This is a genomic window from Specibacter cremeus (assembly GCF_003946885.1).
GTDB classification, from domain to species: domain Bacteria; phylum Actinomycetota; class Actinomycetes; order Actinomycetales; family Micrococcaceae; genus Specibacter; species Specibacter cremeus.
Map to the genome: position 1 here is coordinate 53,095 of NZ_RWKQ01000017.1, position 22,547 is coordinate 75,641.

The window sequence follows — 22,547 nt, forward strand, 5'->3', positions numbered from 1 at the left end:
ACGAGCACCCCTTCCCAACCCTGCATTCCCAACCCTGCACGATGCACCATCCAACACTCAGAGAGAAAGCGGACCCCATGGACTTCCGGATGACACCACGCCAGATCGAGCTCAAGCAGCGCGCCATCTCCTGGACGAACGAAATGTTGCAGTACGAGCTCGACTGCGAAATGAATAACGGCCTCAGCGAGGACCAGCACGCCAAGGTCAAGCAGCTGATCATCAACCACGGCCTGGCCGCCATCAACATGCCCGCCGAGTGGGGCGGCGCCGGCCTGAGCGTGCTGGAGCACGCCATCGTCTCCGAGGAGGTGGGCAAGCTCACCGGCGCCCTCTGGGACACGCTGTGGCGCCCGGCCAACGCGCTCAAGGCCTGCACGCCGGCACAGCGCGAGGAATACCTGCTCCCGGAGATCCGCGGCGAGCGCCGCGACGCCGTGGCCATCACCGAGCCGGAGGCCGGTTCGGACCCGCAGAACATCCAGACCACCGCCGTCAAGGACGGGGACTCCTACCTGATCAACGGCGAGAAGCTCTTTGTCACGGTGGGCGACGCCGCCGACTTCATCCTGGTGCTCGCCAGCGTGGACGGTGCGCCCACCATGTTCATCGTGGACAAGGACCTGCCCGGTGTCTCCGTCAAGCGGACGCCGCGCTACACCCACACCTTTGTCTACGAGCACCCGGAGTTCTTGTTCGAGGACGTGCGCGTGGGGGCGGACAAGATCCTGGGCGCCATCGGCCAGGGCTACGAGCTGACCCGCGACTGGTTCGTGGAGGAGCGGCTGATGATCGCCGCGCGCACCATCGGTGCCGCCGAGCGCGCCACCCTGCTGGCCGCCGACTATGCCAAGGAGCGCGCGCAGTTCGGCCAGCCGATCATCAACTTCCAGCTGATCCAGAACATGCTGGCCAAGAACACCGTGGACATCATGACCAACCGGGCGCTGACCTACCAGGTGGCGTGGGAGGCGGACCAGGGCATGGACCGCAAGCTGCTCAACGCCAAGGCCGCCGTCATCAAGCTCGGCGCCTCCGAGGCCTCCAACCGCTGCGTCGACAATGCCCTGCAGATCTTCGGCGGGCGCGGCTACATGCGCGAAAACCCGGTGGAGCGGCTGTGGCGCGAGCTGCGCGTGGACCGCATCTGGGAGGGCACCTCCGAGATCCAGACCGTCATCATCGGCAACGAGATCAACAAGCGCGGGGCCGAGGGGCTGCTCGGCTACGCCGGGGCCGTTCCGCAGTGACGGCGGACGCCATGCCATCGGCTGAACCCCTCGTTGAGGTGCAGGACCACGGCAAGGTGGTGGTCCTGCGGCTCAACCGGCCGGCCAAGTTGAATGCCCTCTCCACCGCACTGGAGCAGGCGCTGCTTGACGCGCTGCGATCGCCGGAGGCCGGCTCGGCGGGGGCCATCGTCTTCACCGGTTCCGACAGGGCATTTTCGGCCGGCGCGGACACCTCGGAACTGCCGGAGATGACGCCGGAGCGCATCAGCGCGTACTACCGGGGGAGCGGCTCACTGTACGAGGTGGTCGCCCGGTTGCCGCAGCCCACCGTGGCGGCCGTGTCCGGCTACTGCCTGGGGGCCGGCTTCGAACTGGCCCTGGCCTGCGACATCCGTGTCGCCGGTGAATCGGCCCAGTTTGGCCTGCCGGAGGTGGGGCTGGGCATCCTGCCCAGCTCCGGCGGCCTGACCCGGCTGGTCCGGGCGGTCGGGCCGGCCATCGCCAAGGAGATCATCCTGCTCGGTGAGCGGTTCTCCGCCACCGAGGCGCATCGTCTCGGCCTGGTGCGGGAGGTTGTGCCGGCCGGGGAGGTGGTGAACGTGGCGCTTGAACGGGCCGGGCACCTGGCCGGGCAGCCGGCCATGGCCCTCGCGTGGACGAAGGCGGCCATCGACGCGGCCGCGGAGTCCTCGGCCGGTGCCTCCCTGTTGATCGAACAGCTGGCCTACGCGGCCCTCAACCAGTCGGCGGGGGCCCCGTCGTAAGACGCCGCCCCGCCGCGTGAAAGGACTCCCATGGATGGTCTCATTGAATCGCCCGCATTGATCGAGGTTCGGCAATCCGGGTTCGATCCGCTCGGTCCCACCGTCCGGCAGGCAACGGCGGGCTCCGGTCGGACGGTGAACTACATCGATGAGGGCGGCCCGCGGGATGGCGCCGGCATTCCGCTGTTGTTTCTTGGCGGGGCCGGGACCACGGTACGGGCCTTTGGCCTGATGGAATTTGCCCGGTCCTTTCGACACGAGCTGGGCATCCGTGTCATCTCGGTGGAACGCAACGGCTTGGGCCAGACGCCCTTTGACCCGGCCGTTGGTCTTGCCGAATATGCGTTCGATGTGTGGTCCGTCCTGGACGGTCTCGATGTGGATGAGGTGTCGATCGTCGCAATTTCCGGCGGCGGCCCGTATGCGGCCCGGCTGGCGGCCAGCCACCCGGACCGGGTGCGCTCATTGCACCTGGCCTGCGCGTACGCGGAGTCCATTGGGGATGCCGGCGCCCGATTTGAGGCCGACCAGGTCGCCGCGGATCCGGTGGCATGGTGGCGATTCCCCGCGGAGAGCGCCGTTCATCACATCCCCGGCTTTGATGACTCGGTCATCGAGGAGGCCGTCCGGGGTGTCTTCGCCCTCGGACGGGATGTGCCCCCGCACGGCCTGGCCCAGGCATTTTCGCTGTATGCCGGCACGCCCCTGCCGTCGCTGGCCGCAGTGGCGGCGCCCGTCTTCATGTACTGGGGGACGGATGACACCCTCGTCCCGGTGCGGCACATGGCGCGATGGCGTCGGGCCCTGGGGGAACGCGCCCCGGACCGGCCGGTCGTCGAACGCCTCTATCCGGGTGAAGGGCACGACGTGCAGTACCGCCACTGGGACCAGATCCTGGTGGACGTGGCCCATCAGGGGGACAGGCTGGCGGTCACCCTGGATGGGCGAACGTTCCTGGCCGCGCCGGGGCAGGTGGCCGGCCTGCGGGCCCAGGGCGCCACACTCGGCCTGGCGCCCTGGGCCTGAACGGGCCTGGACCGTTGCCGGGACCCGGCTAGAGCAACTGCCAGGTGACGGTGATGGTGGCCGTGACGGTGCTCTGGCCCGGGTCGACGGGCACCATGGACTGGAACTTGGCCGCACGGGCCAGGATCGGCGCCGGGGGAGTGCCGCCGTCGTCGAGCCCCTCCGTGATGGACAGCGCGGCGCCGAGCCGGCGCCCGGCCAGCTCGGCGTAGAAGTCGGCCGCATGGCTGGCATCGGCCCAGGCCAGGGCGCGCGCCGCGTCGACGGCGTCGGACCGGTCGCTGACGACCGGTGTCAGGCCGTTGAGGCGCACGTCGTTGCCGCCCGCGTCGATGGCGGCGGCGATGACGTCGGGGCCGCTGCTGCCGTAGTCGAGCGTGACGGCCAGCGTGCTGCTGACCGTGTAGCCGGTGACGATCGGGCCGGTGTCCTCCTGCCAGCGTGTCTCGGCCCGCACGTTCAACGCCGACGTGCCGATCAAATCCTGCGGCACGGCCAGGGTGAGCAGGCTCGCCCGGACGTTCGTCAGGGCCGTCCCGGCCGCGGCGTAGGCGTCCTTGACGGTGCCTCGGCGGCATTCGATGCCGATGTTGATGGTGAACCGGTCGGGCTCGGACGTGGCGGCGCCGTGGCCCGTGACGGTGATGACGTTGGGCGTGGAGGCTTCGGTCATGGGGAGAATGCCTTTCGTTTTTGGGTGGGGGCCGGACGGGGGTACCCGCCGTCGGCCAATCCGGCGAGCCGCTCAAACACGTTGGCGGTGCCCGGGTTCCCCGTCCGCCACTGTGAATACAGCGCGCATGCGGCGTACAACGGGAAGAACGGCAGGCCCAGGCAGCACGCGTACTGGGTGCTGTGCCGTGCCTCGTGGGCCAGTAGCCGCGGGTGCGACTTCAGGGTGTCGCGGTCGACGCGGCACAGCACCACATTCCCGACCGTGAATGCCGCGGCCTTCGGCAACGGCAGGCCGTAGCCGGTCGCCAGGATGAGCCCGCCGGGGCCCTTGCCGGTCCGCGTTCGCGAGACCGCCGCCAGCAACAGGCCGGCCGGCGTGGACAGGTTGGCCCAATTGGCCGCCTGGCGCACCCGCAGCGACGGTCTCATCCGGTCACATGCCCGGGCCGGGGACGTAGCCGAAGGTACCCAGCTCGACGGCACCGGCATCACCGGCCGCCAGCTCGGGGTTGCTGCCGAGCAGGCTGCGCGTGAGCGCCTGGCCGTCCGCCATCATCTCGGCCGCCGCGGCATCCAGGTGGCTGTCCGCCGGGTCGCCGCCGTCGTTGGCCGTGTCCCGCGCGCCGGCAAGGATGACGGCGCGGCGCACCAGCTCCCGCGCAAACGATGCCGTCGTGCCCTCCGTGCGGGCCGCCACACGATCCAAGGCGGCGTCCGTGAAGGGCAGCTTGCGGGCATACAGCGTCAACAGCGCCTTGCGTTCGCGCTCGGCCGGGAGCGGGATCTCCACGGCCAGGTCGACGCGCCCGGGCCGTTGCGCCAGCGCCCGTTCCAGCAGGTCGGGGCGGTTCGTGGTGAGCACAAAGGCGACATCGGCGTCGTCGTCCAACCCGTCCATGGCCTCCAGGACGGCGAACAGCAGCGGCTGCGGACCCTGCCCCATGCCGCGCGCGCCGGCGATCAGGTCACAGTCCTCCAGGATGACCAGCGACGGCTGCAACGCCCTGGCCATGGCGGCCGCCTCCGTGATAAACGCCAGCGAATTCCCGGACAGGATGATGGCCGTGGTGCCCTCCGTCCGGCCGAGCAGGTACTTGACGGTGTGCGTCTTGCCGGTCCCGGGCGGACCATGGAGCAGGATGCCGCGCTTGAGGTGTTGGCCGTATCGCCGCAACAGTGCGCGCCGGCCGGGGTCGTGGATGGCGTGCGTCGTGACCTTTTCGAGCAGCCCGTCGGGCAGGATGACGTCGGCGGCGGGCAGGGAGGGGCGCTGGTGGAAGGTCACGCCCGAGCCCGTGGAGCCGTATTCGTCGATGGTGAGCGTGACGACCTGGCCCTTGATCACCGATTGGGATTTCAACCGGACGCCGATGTCCGCCAGCAGCGCGGCGGCCGCCTCCGGGCTGCCGCCGAGGACCTCGAGCGCCGCCGCGGTGCGGCCGTAGCGCGGGTTGGCGGCGCGTTGCACGACGGCGACCGGCGCGCCGTCGTAGGTGAACACGTGGACGCCCAGGGCGACCACCTGCCGCTGGGCGCCGGGGCCGACGGCCAAGTTCATGAAGTCCGGCTGGCCGAGTGGGAACTGGGCGAACACGCGAGACTGCTGGAGAAGGTCGCTGAGTCCGACGTGGTGGCGTTGGTCGCCGCCGCCGATCCCGACCAGCCGGTAATCCGGGTCCGCGGCGGCCAGCTGGCCCATGGCTATGTCAAGGTCCGCGAACCGGTGCGCGGGGATGTCCTCCACCAGCACGGGCAGCGTTTCGGCGGGTTCGCCGAGGTGGTCGCTGAGCAGGTCCAGCAGCCCGGTTCCGCCTTGCACGCGCGTCTGCCGCGCCTGGGCCAGCTCGACCAGGGAGGTGAAGTCGGCGAGGAACCCATCCATCCGGTCGTCCATGGCTTGAGCGTACCTGCCGGGCTTTTATTCCGCAGCAATTGACCCCTCCCTCTGGCGAGGCGGCCCGGTCCGAGATTATGCTGGGCCCACGGCATCAGCCGCGGGAATGAAACAAGGGGAGCAAACACCACGGTGCCGGGCCCGGCGACGGGTTCGCCGATGGAGGGGGCATTAACCATGGACGCCGAACTTTATGACCAGCTGGTGCGTGCGCGGGAAAGTTTTCACGATCGGGCGATGGCCATTCCCGGCGTGCACGGGACGAGTATCGGAAAAAAGTCCGTCGGCGGCCGCATGACCGACACCTTTGTCATCGTCATTCACGTGGGCGAGAAGAAGGCGCTGGCTGACGTGCCCGTGGGCGAACGGATCCCCGAGCGGATCGAGGGGTTCCCGACGGACGTCGTCGAGCACGGAGCGGCCTACCCGATCGTCGCCGACCTGGTGGGGGGTGCCGACCTGAGGGTCGACAGCCACGCCGGAACCTTGGGGTGCATGGTGCGCGACAAGACCGATTCGACGACGTGCCTCCTGTCGAATCAGCACGTTCTCGTCAGCCAGGGCACGACGGTGTACGTGCAGAAGAACGATGTGTGCCACAAGATCGGGACCACCAAGCGGACGGTCTTGAACTCACTCGTCGATGCGGCCATCGCCAGCATCAACTCCGGGATCGGATCGTCGCCCAGCATCGCCGGGATCGGCAACGTGGCGGGCAGCCGCGCCCTGACGTGGCAGGACATCGGCACCGAAGTCCGGAAGTATGGGCGGACGACGGCCCTGACGTATGGAACGATCACCGGACTCGACTACCGGGGCACAGACTCCCTCGGCAATCCCAGCCAAAACCAGGTGCTCATGGAGCCGGTGGTGGCAAAGAACAAGGAATTTGTCGCCCCAGGCGATTCCGGCTCGGCCATTGTCGATGGGAAGAACTTCGTTGTCGCCCTTCTCTGGGGGAAGTCAATCGGTGCCGAGACGGGCTGGGCGAACAGGATCGAAAACGTCCTGGCGGCGCTGAACCTCGACGTATTGACGCCCACAACGGCGGACGCACCGCTACCCCACGCGCAGACTTTCGAGGGGCAACTCGAGGCGCTGTGTGCGAACAGCACGCGTGGGCAGGAATACCTCCGGGCCTACCGTGAACACAAGGAGGAGATGCAGCACCTCTTCCACGCGAACGCGCGGCTGTACGCCACCTGGCGCAAGATCCCCCAGGAGGCGTTCATGGATGCTTTTCGGGCAGGTGTCCGTCATCCGGAGGGGACCATTCCCGAGACACTCGAGGGGGAGGACACCCTCGACGTCCTCACGCAGCTGCGGGACGCCACGGCCAAATACATCGCGGATGAACAACTCAGGCGCCACCTGGACTCGCTGTTCGCGGACCTGGCAAGCCACATCGGATCGACCTGGCACCAGGCGATCGCCGAGCGAGACGTGGTTGCGGAAACGCCGTAGCGGCCGTCGGGCGGGGCAGGGAGCGGTCCACTAGACTTGTCGGGGCGGGCCATCCCGCCGCTTACCCGCTACGAACATAGGTAAAAACTGCAGATGTCTGACTTTCCCCAGAAGACGGCCGACCGGCCGGAGTCCGTCACCGGGCCGGATCCGCTGGACGAGGCGGCGATCAACGCCGCGGTTGAGCACGCATTGGACGCCATCGCCGCGGCCGCCACCCTGGATGAGCTGAAGGCCGCCCGGCTGGCCCACACGGGTGAGAAGTCCCCGCTCAGCCTGGCCAACCGGGAAATCGGCCGGCTGCCCAAGGCGGACAAGGCCGCGGCCGGCAAGCTCATGGGCGTCTCGCGCGGGCGCGTCAACAAGGCGCTGGCCGCCCGCACCGAGGTCCTGGAGGCCGAGGACGCGGCCCGCATCCTCGTCGAGGAGACGGTGGACGTCACGGCCGCGCCGCGCCGCCGCCGGGCCGGCGCCCGCCACCCGCTCTCGACGCTGCAGGACCGGGTGAGCGACATCTTCGTCGGCATGGGCTGGGAGATCGCCGAGGGCCCGGAGCTGGAATCGGAGTGGTTCAACTTCGACGCGCTGAACTTCAAGCCCGACCACCCGGCACGGGAGATGCAGGACACGTTCTTCGTCGAGCCGCCCGAGGCGCACCTGGTGCTGCGCACCCACACCTCACCCGTGCAGGTCCGTTCGCTGCTGGAGCGTGAGCTGCCGGTGTATGTGCTGTGCCCGGGCAAGGTGTTCCGCACCGACGAGCTGGACGCCACGCACACGCCGGTCTTCCACCAGTTCGAGGGCCTGGCCATTGACAAGGGCCTGTCCATGGCCGACCTGAAGGGCACGCTGGAGCGCTTTGCCCGGCAGATGTTCGGCGACGGGGCCGGCATCCGGCTGCGCCCGAACTACTTCCCGTTCACGGAGCCGTCGGCCGAACTCGACATCTGGCACCCGGGCGCCAAGGGCGGGCCGCGTTGGATCGAATGGGGCGGCTGCGGGATGGTCAACCCCAACGTGCTGCGCGCGGCCGGCGTCGACCCCGACGTCTATTCAGGATTTGCCTTCGGCATGGGCATCGAGCGCACGCTCATGTTCCGCAACGAGGTCGTCGACATGCGCGACATGATCGAGGGCGATGTACGTTTCAGCGAACACTTTGGGATGGAGATCTAGGACGTGCGTATTCCGCTTTCCTGGCTGCGCGAGTATGCGCAGGTACCGGCAGACGCCACTGCCGAAGACGTCATGGCCGAGCTGGTCAAGGTCGGTTTCGAGGAAGAGGCCGTGCACCGTCCCGGCGACGAGATCTCCGGGCCCATCGTGGTGGGCCAGGTCCTGTCCCGGGTCTCGGAGCCGCAAAGCAACGGCAAGACCATCAACTGGTGCGAGGTCCGGGTGGTCCCCGAGGGGCGTCCGCAGACCCTCGAGGGCGACGGCATCGACCCGTCCGGTGTGCAGGGCATCGTCTGCGGCGCGCACAACTTCGTTGTCGGCGACAAGGTCGTGGTGACGCTGCCCGGTGCCGTGCTGCCCGGGGACTTCCGCATCTCCCCGCGCGACACGTACGGGCATGTGTCCGCCGGCATGATCGCCTCGGTGCGTGAACTGGGCATCGGCGACGACCACGACGGCATCCTGGTGCTCGGCACGCTGGGCCTGGACCCGGAGCTGGGCACGGACGCGCTGGAACTGCTCGGCCTGCACGACGAAGCGGCCGAGATCAACGTGACCCCGGACCGCGGCTACGTGTTCAGCATCCGCGGCGCGGCCCGCGAGTTCGCGCACGCCACCGGCACCCCGTTCACGGACCCGGCCGCGACCGTGACAGTGACGCCCCCAAGCGGCGAGGGCTACCCGGTCCGCATTGACGACGCGGCGCCCATCCACGGGCTGCCCGGCTGTGACCGGTTCGTGGCCCGCTCGGTGCGCGGCATCAACGCGGCCGCACCGACGCCCACCTGGATGTCGTCCCGGCTGCGCCTGGCCGGCATGCGTTCCATCTCGCTGCCCGTGGACATCTCCAACTATGTGATGCTGGAAATGGGCCAGCCGCTGCACTTCTACGACCTGGACCGGCTGCGGGGCGGGATCGTGGTGCGCCGCGCCGCCGTGGGGGAGACGCTGGAAACCCTCGACGGGAAGGTCCGCCAACTCAGCCCCGAGGACCTGCTCATCACCGACGACCGCGGCGCCATCGGCGTGGCCGGCGTCATGGGCGGGGCGTCCACCGAGGTCTCGGACGCCACCGTGAACGTGCTGATTGAGGCCGCGCACTTCGAGGAAGTCTCGATCGCCCGCTCACGCCGCCGCCACAGGCTGCCGTCGGAGGCGTCCAAGCGCTTCGAGCGCGGGGTCGACTGGCGGGTCGCCGACAAGGCCGCCCAGCGCGCCGTCGACCTGCTCGTCGAGCTGGCCGGCGGCACGGAGGATGCCGCCGTCACCGACATTGGCACGCCGCCAAGCACGACGACGGTCGTGTTGCCTGCCGCCTTTGCCTCGGCCCGCATCGGTGTCGATTTCACGGATGAGCAGATCGTCACCACGCTGACCGACCTCGGCGGCATCGTGGAGCGCACCGCCGACGGTTTCGCGGTCAAGCCGCCGAGCTGGCGCACCGACCTGGCCACGCCGGAGGACCTGAGCGAGGAGATCGCCCGCCTGGTCGGCTACGACCAGATCCCGTCCACGCTGCCCGTTGCCCCGCCGGGGCGCGGCCTGACCCGCACCCAGCAGCAACGCCGCCGCGTCGTCCAGGCGCTGGCCGACTCCGGCCTGACGGAGGTGCTGGCCTATCCGTTCGCCACGGCCGGGGACAACGCCGTGTTCGGCAACGCCGACGCCGGCGTTTCGCGTCCGGCGGTCAAACTGGCCAACCCGATCAGCGAGGAACACGGCTACCTGCGCCTGTCCGTGCTGCCCGGACTCATCGGCGTCGCCAAGCGCAACCACGCCCGCGGCTTCCACGACCTGGCGCTGTTCGAGACCGGTCTCGTGTTCTGGCCGGCGCAGACGATGGGCACCGCGTCGATCCCGCCGCTGGGCGCCAAGCCGGCCGAGGACGTGCTCGAGGGCCTGTATGGGGGCATCCCGGACCAGCCACTGACCATCGGCGCCGTGTTCACCGGCAAGGACACCCCCGCCGGCGCCGGGCACAAGCCGCGCGACTGGGACTGGGCGGACGCCATCGACGCCGCCCGGCTGGTGGCCGACGTCCTTGGCGTGGAACTGGTCGTGGAGCAGGGCGCCCACCAGGCGTTCCACCCGGGCCGCACGGCCAAGCTGTCGCTGCGCACCGGCGAGCAGGTGGGCGTGGCCGGCGAACTGCACCCGAGGCTGCTGGCGGAACAGAACATGCCGGCCCGCAGCGTGGCCATGGAGCTCAACGCCGACGCGCTGTTTGACGCCGCCGCGGACGTGATCGTGGCCCGGCCGCTGTCCACGTTCCCGGTCGCCACCCAGGACGTCGCCCTGGTGCTCCCCGCCGACATCCCGGCCGGGAGGGTGCTCGACACGCTGCGCGAGGGTGCCGGGGAGCTGCTCGAAGATGTGTCCCTGTTCGACGTGTACCAGGGCGCCGGCATCCCGGAGGGCCACAAGTCGCTCGCGTTCGGCCTGCGTTTCCGGGCCGCCGACCGCACACTGACGGCCGACGAGGCGTCGCAGGCCCGGGCCGGCGCCGTGGCGCTGGCCGCCGAACGGTTCGGTGCCACCCAGCGCTGACGGGAACCTGGGATCTCGCTCCCCAGCCGCTCCCCGCCCTCGCAAGCTCGGTCGGGGCCCTCGCGGCCGTGGGCCCAAGCTCGATGGATCTCGACAAGCTCGATCACCGGTTCGGTGGTCGAGCTTGTCGAGACCGGGGATTTCGGCAAGCTCAATCACCGGGTGCGTCGAAATTCAGCCGCGTCGGTGCCGTTCGATGCCGTGGTTATTCCGTCTCGGGGCCCTCGGCGGCATCCTCGGAATGGATCCTTGAGTCCGGCGCCGCGTCGTTTTCATCGCCCTCGGCCGCCGTCTCACTGTGTTCCCTGGCGTCTGCCTCCGGTACCTGGTCCGTGCCCATTGGAAATCCCTTCTGCCGCGGCGGGCCGTGTTCGCAGTCCGTGTGCCCGCCTGCTTCCATTCTCCGTCGTGCAGGGGCGGCCGTCGATGCACACGCGGGCACCAAGGCCCAGCCGTTCTCCGGTCCTACCGCGCCGGGACGGTGTTGAAGGAGACGGTGTTGAAGGGGACGGTGTTGAAGGAAACGAGCCCCGTGCCCACGCATTCGCGCGCCAACTCGATGGTGTCGACGAGGGCTTGCTTGTCGGGGCACCACGGCGACTGTGCCACGAGGCTTCCCCTGTCCGAGACCACGTCGAAACGAAACCCGCGTCGTTCGTCCGAAAAGACAATGAATTTACCTGACATGTTGCCCACCATTCTTTGCTGGTTCGTGTCATCGTCCGGCCGGTGCGTCATTGCCGAAGCCGGGTGGTCCATGCTGTTGCCGCGGCCCGGGATGTGACCCGGACCACGGTGACAAGAATTCCCCACGAAGCTGAGACGCCGCCTTGGAAATCCTGTGTGGTCCGAGACGAGCCGTGTCGCCCGGACCGTTTTGTGTTCCATGACACAACTTGATCAAGATTTCAGGGTACGCACAAGTAGCTTGACCATTTGTTTCTTGCCACTCGGCCCATGCCGGCCGGGTCGCGGAGTGCGGTTCCCGCGGTCCGTGGCGCGGCGGGGAGGCGCGTTGACCCGCGGGATAGGGTTGATCCGGGCAGGGCATCAGGGACGGAGAATCAGGGGACCAGGATGACCTTCCCGGTCGTCTCGCGGCCCTGCAGGGCGGTGTGCGCGGCGCCGGCGTCGGCCAGCGGGAACCGGGCGCCGATGCGGGCGGTCAGGTTCCCGGCCGCGGCCGCGCCGAACACCTCCTCGGCACGCCAGCGCCGTTCCTGCGGGTTCTGCAGGTAATGGCCGAGCGTGGGCCGGGTCACGAACACGGAGCCGGCGCTGTTGAGCCGCTGCAGGTCAAACGGCGGCACCTGGCCGGACGCGCCGCCGAACAACACGAGCATGCCGCGCCGGCGCAGCGACGCCAGCGAACCGTCGAACGTGTCCTTGCCGACGCCGTCGAACACCACATCCACGCCGACGCCGTCCGTAAGCTCGCGCACGGCCGTGGCGAAATCCGCGTAACGGAGCACCTCGTCGGCCCCGGCGGCACGGGAGAGCTCCTCCTTCTCCTCGGTCGAGACCGTCGTGATGACCCGGGCGCCGCGGTCCTTGAGCAGCTGGGTGAGCAGCAGGCCCACACCGCCGGCGCCCGCGTGCAGCAGCACGGTGTGGCCCGGCTCGACGTGGAACGTGGAGTTCATCAGGTAATGCGCCGTCATGCCCTGCAGCGGCAGTGCGGCGGCGACGTCCAGCGGAACGGCGGCCGGAACGGGCAGCGCGGCGTCCTCGTCCATGAGGGCATATTCGGCGTAGCAGGCGCTGCCCTCGGCCGTGGCCACGTGGTCGCCGACGCTGAACGCGCTGACACCGGACCCCACCTCCACGACCGTGCCGGCCGCCTCCGAACCGGGCGTGAACGGGAACGGCACGTCGTACACGCCGCCGCGCTGGTACGTCTCGATGAAGTTCACGCCGATGGCGGCGACCTTGACCAGCAGCTGGCCGGGGGCCGGGGAGGGGCGGGGCACGTCCCGGATCCGCAGTACTTCCGGCCCGCCCGGTGCGTCGGCCACGACGGCACGGCATTGTGAGCTCATGTCTTCTCCCCTTGCTAGCTGTTCCTGCCCCCATCTTAGGGCCGAGGGGCGTGAACACGCATGGACCTTGCTGCATAAGTTTCGGGCCGAATGAATATTTCTGTATAGTCGAGTCATGACATTCTCAGTTGCCGTCTCCGGCGCCAGCGGATACGCGGGCGGCGAGGTCCTGCGCCTGCTCGCCAGCCACCCGAACGTGAGCGTCGGGGCCATCACCGCGCACAGCAACGCCGGCGGCCGCCTCGGCGCGTTGCAGCCGCACCTGCACATGTTCGCCGATCGCCTGCTCGTTGAGACGACGGTGGAGAACCTGGCCGGCCACGACGTCGTGTTCCTGGCGCTGCCGCACGGCGCGTCCGCCGAGATCGCCGCGCAGCTGCCGGCCGACACGCTCGTCATCGACGCCGGCGCCGACCACCGGCTCGAGAACCCGGCTGCCTGGGAGAAATTCTACGGCTCCGCGCACGCCGGCACCTGGCCGTACGGCTTGCCGGAACTGCCCGGCGCGCGGGCACGCCTTGTCGGGGCCAGGCGCATCGCCGTGCCCGGCTGCTACCCGACGAGTGCCCAGCTGGCCCTCGTCCCCGGCTTCGCGGCCGGGCTGCTGGAACCCGACGACGTCGTCATCGTCGCCGCCTCCGGCACGTCCGGCGCCGGCAAGTCCGCCAAGACGCACCTGCTCGGCTCCGAGGTCATGGGGTCGATGAGCGCGTACGGGGTCGGCGGCGGGCACCGGCACACCCCGGAGATGGAACAGGGCTTTTCGAACGCGGCCGGCGTTCCCGTCACGGTGTCGTTCACCCCGACGCTGGCACCGATGCCCCGTGGCATCCTGACGACGGCTACGGCGCGGGTCAAGCCGGGCGTCGACGCCGCCGCGCTGCGCGCGGCCTGGACCGAGGCCTACGACGGCGAGCCGTTCGTGCATGTGCTGCCCGAGGGGCAGTGGCCGCACACCCAGCATGTGCACGGCTCCAACCATGCCGTGCTGCAGCTGGCCTTCGACGAGCACGCGGGCCGCGTCATCGTCTCCTGTGTGATCGACAACCTGACGAAGGGCACGGCCGGTGGAGCCGTACAATCCATGAATATCGCCCTCGGTTTGCCCGAAACCACGGGCCTGACCCTGCAAGGAGTTGCACCATGAGCGTTACCAAGGCCCACGGGTTTCGCGCCGCCGGTGTCACCGCCGGCCTGAAGGCCTCCGGCAAACCCGACCTTGCCCTCCTCGTCAATGACGGCCCGGACCACCACGCGGCCGCCGTGTTCACGTCCAACCGGGTCGCCGCCGCCCCCGTGCATTGGTCGCGCCAGGTCCTGGCCGACGGCCGCGTCGACGCCGTCGTGCTCAACTCCGGCGGCGCCAACGCGTGCACCGGCCCGCAGGGTTTCCAGAACACGCACACCACGGCGGAGAAGGCGGCCGACGTGCTCGGCCTGTCCGCCACGGACATCGCCGTCTGCTCCACCGGGCTCATCGGCGAGCAGCTGCCCATGGACAAGATCCTGCCGGGCGTGGAGGCCGCGGCCGCGGCCCTGGCGGACGACGGCGGTGCTGCCGCCGCCGGCGCGATCATGACCACCGACACCGTCCGGAAGGAGGCGGCGTGGACGTCCGCGCCGAACGCCGACGGCGGCACGTACACGATCGGCGGCATGGCCAAGGGCGCCGGCATGCTGGCCCCTGGACTGGCCACGATGCTCGTCGTCATCACGACCGACGCGGAGGTCGGCGCGGACGGGCTCGACGCCGCGCTGCGCGACGCCGTGGCCGTCACGTTCAACCGGGCCGACTCCGACGGCTGCATGTCGACCAATGACACGGTGCTGCTGCTCGCCTCCGGTGCCACCGGCCTGTACCCGGACATGGACGAGTTCACCCGCGGCCTGACCGAGGTCTGCGCCACGCTGGCCCGCGCCCTGATCGCCGACGCCGAGGGCGCCAACCACGACATCGCCGTCACCACCCTGAACGCGGCCAGCGAACGCGACGCCGAGATCGTCTCACGCGCCGTGGCCCGCTCCAACCTGTTCAAGACGGCCATTTTCGGCAAGGACCCCAACTGGGGCCGGGTGCTCTCCGCCGTCGGCACGACCGACGCCCAGTTCGACCCGGACGAGCTGAACGTGTCCATCAATGGCGTGCAGGTTTGCCGCCGCGGCGGCATCGGCGACTCCCGCGACCTGGTCGACCTTCAGGCTCGCGAGGTCACCGTGGAAATCGACCTGCGCGCCGGCGACGCCACCGCCACCATCTGGACCAACGACCTGACACACGCGTATGTCGAAGAGAACAGCGCCTACTCGTCGTAGGTTCCGGTGGTCGAGCTTGTCGAGACCCCGGTGGTCGAGCTTGTCGAGACCAGGTGGGCGGCAGGGAGCGATTTCGACAGGCTCAATCACCGGGGCGCACATGAATGAACGTAAGGGAGACCGCATGAACACGCTGGAACGGGCGCAGGACCGGGCGGCCACGCTGATCGAGGCGCTGCCGTGGATCCAGCAGTTCGCGGGCACCGTCGTCGTCGTCAAGTACGGCGGCAACGCGATGGTCAACGATGAGTTGCGCCGGGCCTTCGCCGAGGACATCGTCTTCATGCAGCATGTGGGCATCAAGCCCGTCGTCGTGCACGGCGGCGGGCCGCAGATCAACGCCTTGCTGGGCCGGCTGGGCATCGCCTCCGAATTCAAGGGCGGCCTGCGCGTCACCACGCCCGAGGCCATGGAGGTGGTGCGCATGGTCCTCACCGGGCAGGTGGGCCGCGAACTGGTGGGCCTGATCAACTCGCACGGCCCGTACGCGGTCGGGCTGTCCGGCGAGGACGGCGGGCTGCTGCAGGCCGAACGAACGGGCACGATCGTCGACGGGCTGCCCGTGGACCTGGGCCTGGTCGGTGAGGTCGTCGGGGTGAACCCGGGTGCCATCGTGGACCTGTTGGAGGCCGGGCGGATCCCCGTCATCTCCACCGTGGCCCCGGAGGTCGGGGACGCCTCCACCGTGCTGAACGTCAACGCCGACACGGCGGCGGCGGCCCTGGCCGTCGCGTTGCAAGCGTCCCGGCTGGTCATCCTGACCGACGTCGAGGGCCTGTACGCGAACTGGCCGGACAAATCCTCGCTCATCTCCGCCCTCGGCGCGGGCGAGCTGCGCGCCATGCTGCCGAACCTGGAATCGGGCATGATCCCGAAGATGGGCGCCTGCCTGGCCGCGGTCGACGGCGGTGTGGCGCGTGCCGCCGTCGTCGACGGCCGCATGGCCCACTCCATGCTGCTCGAACTCATGACCACCGCCGGCACCGGCACCCAGGTGATCCCCGACGACGACACCGCAAAGGACGACAAGTGAGCGACACCCCGCAGACCCCGGCAGTACCCGAGAACCCAGTACCCGACAACCCCGCGACCGCCGTGGCCGGCACCGGCACCGGCGAGCAGTGGCTGGCCCGCTACGGCAACTCGCTCATGGGCGTGTTCGGCAACCCGCAGCGCGTGCTGGTGCGCGGCGCCGGCGCGCTCGTGTGGGACGCCGACGGCAAGGAGTACCTCGACCTGCTCGGCGGCATCGCCGTGAACGCGCTGGGCCACGCCAACCCGTTTGTCACGTCCGTGATCGCCAGCCAGCTGGCCACGCTCGGGCACGTGTCCAACTTCTTCACGAGTCCCACGCAGATCGCGCTGGCCGAAAAACTGCTCGAACTCAGCGGCGCCCCGGCCGGGTCGAGGGTGTTCTTCGCGAATTCGGGCACGGAGGCCAACGAGGCCGCGTTCAAGCTGGCCCGAGCCCACGGCAAGTCGTTCGTCGCGCGCGGCCTGCCGGTCCGGACCACGATCATCGCGCTCGAAGGTGCGTTCCACGGGCGCACCATGGGCGCGCTGGCACTGACGGCCAAGCAGGCGTACCGGGAGGCGTTCGAACCGCTGCCCGACGGCGTCCGGCACATCCCGTTCAACGACGTCGACGCCCTGCGCGCCGCCGTCGACGAGACGGTGGCCGCCGTCGTCCTCGAACCCATCCAGGGGGAGGCCGGCGTGCGCCCGCTGTCGGCCGAGTACCTTCGCGCCGCGCGGGAACTGACCGCCGCGGCCGGTGCCCTGCTGATCGTGGACGAGGTGCAGACAGGTGTGGGCCGCACGGGGGACTGGTTCGCCGGCACGGCCGCGGGCATCACCCCCGACGCCATGACGCTGGCCAAGGGCCTGGGTGGCGGCTTCCCCATCGGCGCGCTGATCACGTTCGGCGACGGTCCGTCGTCGTTGCTGTCCGCCGGGCAGCATGGCACCACATTCGGCGGCAACCCGGTGGCCACGGCCGCCGCGCTGGCCACGCTGCACGTGCTCGAGAACCAGCACGTGCTCGAAAACGTCCGTTCCGTCGGTGCACGGCTGGCCGCCGGCCTGGCCGCGATCGACGGCGTCACCGAGGTGCGCGCGCACGGCCTGCTGATCGGCTTCGACCTGGCCCGCCCGGTCGCCGCCAAGGTGGTCGTGGCGGCACTCGAGGCCGGGTTCATCGTCAACGCCCCGGGACCTGGCACCATCCGGTTGGCCCCGCCGCTGATCCTCACCGCCGCGCAGGCCGACACATTCCTGGCGGCACTGCCCGGCCTGCTCGCCGGCGCCTTCGAACAGGCCACCGACACCCCCGAAGGAGCATGATGACCCGGCACCTCCTGGTCGACACCGACCTGACCCCGGCCGAGCAGGCCGAGGTCCTGGACCTGGCCGCCGCGCTCAAGCGCGCCCCGTACTCGAAGGCCACGTTCGCCGCCGCCGGCGCGGGCCGCAAGACCGTGGCCGTGGTCTTCGACAAGACGTCCACGCGCACCCGGGTCTCGTTCGCCACCGGCATCGCCGACCTGGGCGGCAACCCGTTGGTCATCAACCCCGGCGAGGCCCAGATCGGCCACAAGGAGTCCGTGGCGGACACGGCCCGCGTGCTCGAACGCATGGTCGACGCGATCGTGTGGCGCACCTACGCGCAGGTAGGCCTGGAGGAGATGGCCGCCAACGCGAGGGTGCCCGTCATCAACGCCCTCTCCGACGACTACCACCCGTGTCAGCTGCTGGCCGACCTGCTCACCATCCGCGAGCACAAGGGTGCCCTGGCCGGGTTGACCGTGACGTACCTGGGTGACGGCGCCAACAACGTGGCCAACTCGTACCTGCTTGCCGGCGCCACGGCCGGCATGCACGTGCGCGTCGCCGGCCCGGCCGGCTACCTGCCCGCCGCCGCTGTGGTGGCCGCGGCCGAGGACCGGGCGGCCGCAACCGGCGGTTCCGTGCTGGTGACCACGAGCGTGGACGACGCCGTCGCCGGCGCGGACGTGCTGGTCACCGACACGTGGGTGTCCATGGGCCGGGAGGACGAGAAGGCGCGGCGGCTCGAACTGTTCAAGGACTACGCGCTCGACGACGCCGCGCTCGCCAAGGCCGGCCCGGACGCCATCGTGCTGCACTGCCTGCCGGCCTACCGCGGCTATGAGATCTCGGCGTCGGTCATCGACGGCCCGCAGTCCGTGGTGTGGGATGAGGCCGAGAACCGGTTGCACGCGCAGAAGGCGCTCATGGTGTGGCTCGTCGAGCAGACCGCCCGGGAGCGTGCCGCCCACGAAACCCTTCCCGCCTGACCATGTCCCGCCCTTCCTCCCCCGGGATGCCCACCACGAAGACGGCCCGGCAGGCGCGCATCACCGCGCTGCTGGCCAACCGGGCCGTGCGCTCGCAGGCCGAGCTGGCGTCGCTGCTGGCCGCCGACGGGTTGAACGTGGGGCAGGCGACGCTCAGCCGGGACCTGGTGGAGCTGCGCGCCGTGCGCGTGCGCGGCGAGGACGGCGGGCTCGTGTACGCGGTGCCGCCCGAGGGCGGCGAACGCGGCGTGCACGCCGGCTCCAACCAGGAACTGCTCGACACCCGGCTGGTGCGGTTGTGCGGCGAACTGCTCGTGAAGGTCGAGGCCTCCGGGAACATCGTCGTGCTGCGCACCCCGCCGGGCGCGGCGAACTTCCTGGCCCTGGCCATCGACCATTCGGTCATGCCGTCCGTGCTGGGCACCCTGGCCGGGGACGACACCGTCATGGTCATCACCCGCGATCCGCACGGCGGGGACGCCGTCGCCCGGCGCTTCCTGCAATTTGCCGCCGAATCCGCCGGCGCCTGAGGGGCGCCGCACATCATCCGGCACCCACCCCGCAACAGCGAAGAGAGAAGATCATGACAGACCGCATTGTGTTGGCCTACTCCGGGGGCCTGGACACGTCCGTGGCCATCGGCTGGATCGCCGAGGCCACCGGCGCCGAGGTGATTGCCGTCGCCGTCGACGTCGGCCAGGGCGGTGAATCGCTGGAGACCGTGCGCCAACGCGCGCTCGGCTGTGGCGCCGTCGAAGCCTACGTGGCCGACGCCCGCGACGAGTTCGCCAACGACTACTGCGTCCCGACACTGCGGGCCAACGCGCTGTACCAGGGCCACTACCCGCTGGTGTCCGCCATCTCCCGTCCCGTGATCGTCAAGCACCTGGTGCAGGCCGCCCGCGAATTCGGCGCCACCACCGTGGCCCACGGCTGCACCGGCAAGGGCAACGACCAGGTGCGCTTCGAGGTGGGCATCCAGACCCTGGGCCCGGACCTGAAATGCATCGCCCCCGTCCGCGACCTGGCGCTGACCCGCGACAAGGCCATCGCGTTCGCCGCGGACAAGGGCCTGCCCATCGAAACCACCAAGAAGAACCCGTACTCCATCGATGCGAACGTGTGGGGCCGCGCCGTGGAGACCGGCTACCTCGAGGACATCTGGAACGCGCCCACCAAGGACATCTACGACTACACCGCCACGCCCGAGTTCCCGCCCGCACCCGACGAGGTCGTCATCACGTTCGAGGCCGGCGTGCCCGTCGCCATCGACGGCGCCGCTGTCACCCCGCTGCAGGCCATCCAGGAGCTGAACCGCCGCGCCGGCGCCCAGGGGATCGGCCGCATCGACGTCGTCGAGGACCGGTTGGTCGGCATCAAGAGCCGGGAGATCTATGAGGCGCCCGGCGCCATGACGCTGATCACGGCGCACAAGCACCTCGAGGATGTCACGATCGAACGCGAGCAGGCCCGCTTCAAGGCCACCGTGGGGCAGCGGTGGAGCGAACTGGTCTACGACGGCCAGTGGTTCTCCCCGCTCAAGCGCTCCCTGGACGCGTTCATCGCCGACACGCAGCGGCACGTCGGCGGCGACATCCGCATGACGCTGCACGGCGGCATGGCCGTCGTCACCGGGCGCCGGTCGGCGACGAGCCTGTACGACTTCGATCTGGCCACGTACGACACGGGGGACACGTTCGACCAATCGCAGGCCAAGGGATTCATTGAACTGTGGGGCATGTCCGCCAAGGTGGCGGCCCGCCGCGACCAGCGCGTAGGAGGAAACCGATGAGCGAAGAACTGGGCCCACGGGCGCAGGGGTCCCCGTCCGAGCGGAGCGAGGAAGGGGTGCGCTCGGTGGGCCCACGGGCGCAGGGGTCCCCGTCCGAGCGGAGCGAGGAGGGGGTGCGCTCGGGGACGAACGAGGGGGCCCTGTGGGGCGGCCGGTTCGCCGGCGGGCCGGCCGACGCGCTGGCGGCGCTGAGCAAGTCCACCCACTTCGACTGGCGGCTGGCCCTGTATGACATTGCCGGGTCGAAGGCGCACGCGAAGGTGCTGCACACGGCCGGGCTGCTCGACGACGCCGAACTGGCCGGCATGCTCGACGCCCTGGGCCGGCTGGAGGCCGATGTGACGTCGGGTGCCCATGTGGCCGCGGACACCGACGAGGACGTGCACGGGTCGCTGGAGCGCGGCCTGATCGAACGTGCGGGGCCGGCCCTGGGCGGGAAGCTGCGCGCCGGCCGTTCCCGCAACGACCAGATCGCCACGCTCGGCCGCATGTACCTGCGCGACCACGCCCGCATCGTCACCCGCGGCGTGCTCGGGGTGGTCGACGCGCTCGTGGCCCAGGCGAAGGCGCACCACGGCGTGGCCATGCCCGGGCGCACCCACCTGCAGCACGCCCAGCCGGTGCTGCTCAGCCACCACCTGCTGGCGCACGCGTGGGCGCTGCTGCGCGACGTGCAGCGGCTGGCCGACTGGGACAAGCGCGCGGCCGTGTCGCCGTACGGGTCCGGCGCGCTCGCCGGATCCTCGCTGGGCCTGGACCCGAATGCCGTCGCCGCGGACCTGGGCTTCGACTCGGCCGTGTGGAACTCGATCGACGGGACGGCGTCCCGCGACGTCTTCGCCGAGTTCGCGTGGGTTGCGGCCATGATCGGCGTGGACCTGTCGCGCGTGTCCGAGGAGGTCATCCTGTGGGCCACAAAGGAGTTCTCCTTCGTCACGCTCGACGACGCCTACTCGACAGGTTCGTCGATCATGCCGCAGAAGAAGAACCCGGATGTGGCGGAGCTGGCCCGCGGCAAGGCCGGCCGGCTGATCGGCGACCTGACCGGGCTGCTGGCCACGCTCAAGGGCCTGCCGCTGGCCTACAACCGCGACCTGCAGGAGGACAAGGAGCCCGTCTTCGACGCCGCCGACACGCTCGAGCTGCTGCTGCCGGCCGTCTCCGGCATGATCGCCACGCTCGTGTTCAACACCTCCCGCATGGAGGAACTGGCGCCGCAGGGCTTCGCGCTGGCCACCGACATCGCCGAATGGCTGGTGCGCCAGGGTGTGCCGTTCCGTGACGCGCACGAACTCTCCGGCGCGGCCGTGAAGGTCGCCGAGGGCCGCGGCGTGGAGCTGTGGGACCTGACCGACGAGGAGTACGCCGGCATCTCCGCCCACCTCACCCCGGCGGTGCGCGACGTCCTGAGCACGCAGGGGTCGTTGGCGAGCCGCAGCGCCCAGGGCGGCACGGCGCCGTCGGCGGTCACCGCGCAGCTGGCCGCGCTGGAGGCCCAACTGGACGCGGTTCGCGCCTTCGCGGTCTGAGCGGAGGGTGGTGGGATACCCTGTCCCCATGACTGAGATCTCCGCCACAGACCTGCTCGATCGCCTCGGCACGGCCGCCGACACGCTCGAACGCAAGATCGCCGACCTGGCCGACGACGACGTGCGCGCCGCGACGGAGTTGCCCGATTGGTCCCGCGGCCATGTGCTGGCGCACCTGGCCGGGGTGTGCAACGCCATGGCGCGGCAGGTCGAGTACGCGGTGCGCGGCGAGAAAGTGGAGATGTACGACGGCGGCATGGCCGGCCGCACACAGGCGATCGAAATGGCCGCCGGGCTCGGCGCCGCCGAGCACCGCATCGCCGTGGATGCCGCGCTCGGCCGCGCGCTGCACGCGTTCGACGGGTTGGCCGCGGACCAGTGGGAGCTGCCCATCTCCTACCGCGGCGGCGTGGTCCGCGACGGCGGGCTGGCGCTGTGGCGCGAACTGGTCATCCACTTGTCCGACCTCGACGTGGGACGGGGTCCCGAGACGTGGTCGAAGGAATTCTGCCTGTACCTGGTCGACTTCCTGGCGGCCCGCGTTCCGGGCGGCAGCCGGTTCAAGCTGCTGCCCCTTGGCCTGCCCGCACAGGCGATCGGCGGCGGCGAGAACACCGTGTCGATCTCCGGCATGCTGACCGACATCGCCGCCTGGCTGGCCGGGCGCACCCCGACACTGGGCACCCTGCGTGCCGAGGCCGCCGCCGACTCCGTGCCGCTGCCGGACCTGCTGCCCTGGCCGGCACCGGCCACAGCCAAATAACGATCCACCCGCAGAACCG

20 protein-coding genes are annotated in these 22,547 nt (G+C 70.1%); 15 read left to right on the forward strand and 5 right to left on the reverse strand.

Annotation, left to right across the window (positions count from 1 at the left end; translation table 11 throughout):
* Window positions 1-89: 89 nt before the first annotated feature.
* The 3 genes from EJC77_RS08480 to EJC77_RS08490 are packed head-to-tail and all read left to right on the forward strand — an operon-like array spanning window position 90 to window position 3,022.
* Entirely contained in the window at window positions 90-1,250 is a 1,161-nt protein-coding gene (locus EJC77_RS08480) for an acyl-CoA dehydrogenase family protein (RefSeq protein ID WP_205787007.1), read from the forward strand.
* 11 nt (window positions 1,251-1,261) lie between these two features.
* A complete protein-coding gene (locus EJC77_RS08485) occupies window positions 1,262-1,996 on the forward strand; it encodes an enoyl-CoA hydratase/isomerase family protein (RefSeq protein ID WP_125611583.1) in 735 nt (244 codons plus the stop codon).
* A gap of 30 nt (window positions 1,997-2,026) precedes the next feature.
* On the forward strand, window positions 2,027-3,022 hold the full coding sequence (locus EJC77_RS08490) for an alpha/beta fold hydrolase (protein ID WP_125611585.1): 996 nt from the start codon (window positions 2,027-2,029) through the stop codon (window positions 3,020-3,022).
* Window positions 3,023-3,050: 28 nt separating this feature from the next.
* Here the strand turns inward: EJC77_RS08490 and EJC77_RS08495 are convergent, their stop codons facing one another.
* Genes EJC77_RS08495 through EJC77_RS08505 form a run of 3 tightly spaced genes read right to left on the reverse strand, consistent with a single transcriptional unit; the run spans window position 3,051 to window position 5,591 of the window.
* Window positions 3,051-3,695, reverse strand: coding sequence for an SIMPL domain-containing protein (locus EJC77_RS08495; RefSeq protein WP_125611586.1), 645 nt, complete (start codon window positions 3,693-3,695; stop codon window positions 3,051-3,053).
* Window positions 3,692-4,126 carry a hypothetical protein gene (locus tag EJC77_RS08500; protein ID WP_125611588.1) on the reverse strand — a complete coding sequence of 145 codons (435 nt, stop codon included), beginning with the start codon at window positions 4,124-4,126 and terminating at the stop codon, window positions 3,692-3,694. Before EJC77_RS08500 ends, EJC77_RS08495 begins: the two co-directional genes overlap by 4 nt.
* 4 nt (window positions 4,127-4,130) lie before the next feature.
* Window positions 4,131-5,591 carry an AAA family ATPase gene (locus tag EJC77_RS08505; RefSeq protein ID WP_125611590.1) on the reverse strand — a complete coding sequence of 487 codons (1,461 nt, stop codon included), beginning with the start codon at window positions 5,589-5,591 and terminating at the stop codon, window positions 4,131-4,133.
* 132 nt (window positions 5,592-5,723) lie between these two features.
* Between EJC77_RS08505 and EJC77_RS08510 the strand changes: the two genes are divergently transcribed.
* The 3 genes from EJC77_RS08510 (at window position 5,724) to pheT (ending at window position 10,778) form a co-directional block, all read left to right on the forward strand.
* On the forward strand, window positions 5,724-7,055 hold the full coding sequence (locus tag EJC77_RS08510; RefSeq protein WP_125611592.1) for a chymotrypsin family serine protease: 1,332 nt from the start codon (window positions 5,724-5,726) through the stop codon (window positions 7,053-7,055).
* 93 nt (window positions 7,056-7,148) lie between these two features.
* Window positions 7,149-8,231, forward strand: coding sequence for a phenylalanine--tRNA ligase subunit alpha (gene pheS, locus EJC77_RS08515; RefSeq protein WP_125611594.1), 1,083 nt, complete (start codon window positions 7,149-7,151; stop codon window positions 8,229-8,231).
* A 3-nt stretch (window positions 8,232-8,234) separates the two neighbouring features.
* On the forward strand, window positions 8,235-10,778 hold the full coding sequence (gene pheT / locus EJC77_RS08520; RefSeq protein WP_125611596.1) for a phenylalanine--tRNA ligase subunit beta: 2,544 nt from the start codon (window positions 8,235-8,237) through the stop codon (window positions 10,776-10,778).
* Window positions 10,779-11,243: 465 nt separating this feature from the next.
* On the opposite strand, the gene EJC77_RS08525 is transcribed toward pheT, so the two are convergent.
* Together EJC77_RS08525 and EJC77_RS08530 are read right to left on the reverse strand one after the other, a co-directional pair.
* Window positions 11,244-11,537 (reverse strand): hypothetical protein, encoded by a 294-nt coding sequence (locus tag EJC77_RS08525; protein ID WP_125611598.1) that lies wholly within the window; start codon window positions 11,535-11,537, stop codon window positions 11,244-11,246.
* Between the two features lie 305 nt (window positions 11,538-11,842).
* Window positions 11,843-12,817, reverse strand: coding sequence for a quinone oxidoreductase family protein (locus EJC77_RS08530; RefSeq protein WP_125611600.1), 975 nt, complete (start codon window positions 12,815-12,817; stop codon window positions 11,843-11,845).
* Window positions 12,818-12,932: 115 nt separating this feature from the next.
* On the opposite strand from EJC77_RS08530, the gene argC reads away from it, so the two are divergent.
* From argC to EJC77_RS08575, 9 genes are all read left to right on the forward strand, one after another.
* Window positions 12,933-13,964, forward strand: a complete 1,032-nt coding sequence (gene argC, locus EJC77_RS08535) for an N-acetyl-gamma-glutamyl-phosphate reductase (protein WP_125611602.1) — start codon at window positions 12,933-12,935, stop codon at window positions 13,962-13,964.
* On the forward strand, window positions 13,961-15,130 hold the full coding sequence (gene argJ / locus EJC77_RS08540; protein WP_125611604.1) for a bifunctional glutamate N-acetyltransferase/amino-acid acetyltransferase ArgJ: 1,170 nt from the start codon (window positions 13,961-13,963) through the stop codon (window positions 15,128-15,130). The genes argC and argJ overlap by 4 nt, the downstream gene beginning before the upstream one ends.
* Window positions 15,131-15,254: 124 nt before the next feature.
* Window positions 15,255-16,163, forward strand: a complete 909-nt coding sequence (gene argB / locus EJC77_RS08545; RefSeq protein WP_125611606.1) for an acetylglutamate kinase — start codon at window positions 15,255-15,257, stop codon at window positions 16,161-16,163.
* A 62-nt stretch (window positions 16,164-16,225) separates the two neighbouring features.
* Window positions 16,226-17,473: an acetylornithine transaminase gene (locus tag EJC77_RS08550; RefSeq protein WP_240629993.1), complete on the forward strand. Its 1,248-nt coding sequence runs from the start codon at window positions 16,226-16,228 to the stop codon at window positions 17,471-17,473.
* Window positions 17,473-18,444, forward strand: a complete 972-nt coding sequence (gene argF / locus EJC77_RS08555) for an ornithine carbamoyltransferase (protein WP_125611610.1) — start codon at window positions 17,473-17,475, stop codon at window positions 18,442-18,444. Before EJC77_RS08550 ends, argF begins: the two co-directional genes overlap by 1 nt.
* A 26-nt stretch (window positions 18,445-18,470) precedes the next feature.
* Complete coding sequence (locus EJC77_RS08560; protein WP_240629978.1) at window positions 18,471-18,974, forward strand: arginine repressor; 504 nt, start codon at window positions 18,471-18,473, stop codon at window positions 18,972-18,974.
* Between the two features lie 53 nt (window positions 18,975-19,027).
* Complete coding sequence (locus EJC77_RS08565) at window positions 19,028-20,236, forward strand: argininosuccinate synthase (RefSeq protein WP_125611614.1); 1,209 nt, start codon at window positions 19,028-19,030, stop codon at window positions 20,234-20,236.
* Window positions 20,233-21,765 (forward strand): argininosuccinate lyase, encoded by a 1,533-nt coding sequence (gene argH, locus EJC77_RS08570; protein WP_125611616.1) that lies wholly within the window; start codon window positions 20,233-20,235, stop codon window positions 21,763-21,765. Before EJC77_RS08565 ends, argH begins: the two co-directional genes overlap by 4 nt.
* Before the next feature lie 28 nt (window positions 21,766-21,793).
* Window positions 21,794-22,528 (forward strand): maleylpyruvate isomerase family mycothiol-dependent enzyme, encoded by a 735-nt coding sequence (locus EJC77_RS08575; protein WP_125611618.1) that lies wholly within the window; start codon window positions 21,794-21,796, stop codon window positions 22,526-22,528.
* The last annotated feature ends 19 nt before the right edge of the window (window positions 22,529-22,547 follow it).

Coding starts and splice junctions, on each gene's coding strand:
- EJC77_RS08480 (WP_205787007.1), top strand. CDS start 90: ATGACACCACGCCAGATCGAGCTCAAGCAGCGCGCCATCTCCTGGACG.
- EJC77_RS08485 (WP_125611583.1), top strand. CDS start 1,262: ATGCCATCGGCTGAACCCCTCGTTGAGGTGCAGGACCACGGCAAGGTG.
- EJC77_RS08490 (WP_125611585.1), top strand. CDS start 2,027: ATGGATGGTCTCATTGAATCGCCCGCATTGATCGAGGTTCGGCAATCC.
- EJC77_RS08495 (WP_125611586.1), bottom strand. CDS start 3,695: ATGACCGAAGCCTCCACGCCCAACGTCATCACCGTCACGGGCCACGGC.
- EJC77_RS08500 (WP_125611588.1), bottom strand. CDS start 4,126: ATGAGACCGTCGCTGCGGGTGCGCCAGGCGGCCAATTGGGCCAACCTG.
- EJC77_RS08505 (WP_125611590.1), bottom strand. CDS start 5,591: ATGGACGACCGGATGGATGGGTTCCTCGCCGACTTCACCTCCCTGGTC.
- pheS (WP_125611594.1), top strand. CDS start 7,149: ATGTCTGACTTTCCCCAGAAGACGGCCGACCGGCCGGAGTCCGTCACC.
- EJC77_RS08525 (WP_125611598.1), bottom strand. CDS start 11,537: ATGGACCACCCGGCTTCGGCAATGACGCACCGGCCGGACGATGACACG.
- EJC77_RS08530 (WP_125611600.1), bottom strand. CDS start 12,817: ATGAGCTCACAATGCCGTGCCGTCGTGGCCGACGCACCGGGCGGGCCG.
- argC (WP_125611602.1), top strand. CDS start 12,933: ATGACATTCTCAGTTGCCGTCTCCGGCGCCAGCGGATACGCGGGCGGC.
- argJ (WP_125611604.1), top strand. CDS start 13,961: ATGAGCGTTACCAAGGCCCACGGGTTTCGCGCCGCCGGTGTCACCGCC.
- argB (WP_125611606.1), top strand. CDS start 15,255: ATGAACACGCTGGAACGGGCGCAGGACCGGGCGGCCACGCTGATCGAG.
- argF (WP_125611610.1), top strand. CDS start 17,473: ATGACCCGGCACCTCCTGGTCGACACCGACCTGACCCCGGCCGAGCAG.
- EJC77_RS08560 (WP_240629978.1), top strand. CDS start 18,471: ATGCCCACCACGAAGACGGCCCGGCAGGCGCGCATCACCGCGCTGCTG.
- EJC77_RS08565 (WP_125611614.1), top strand. CDS start 19,028: ATGACAGACCGCATTGTGTTGGCCTACTCCGGGGGCCTGGACACGTCC.
- argH (WP_125611616.1), top strand. CDS start 20,233: ATGAGCGAAGAACTGGGCCCACGGGCGCAGGGGTCCCCGTCCGAGCGG.
- EJC77_RS08575 (WP_125611618.1), top strand. CDS start 21,794: ATGACTGAGATCTCCGCCACAGACCTGCTCGATCGCCTCGGCACGGCC.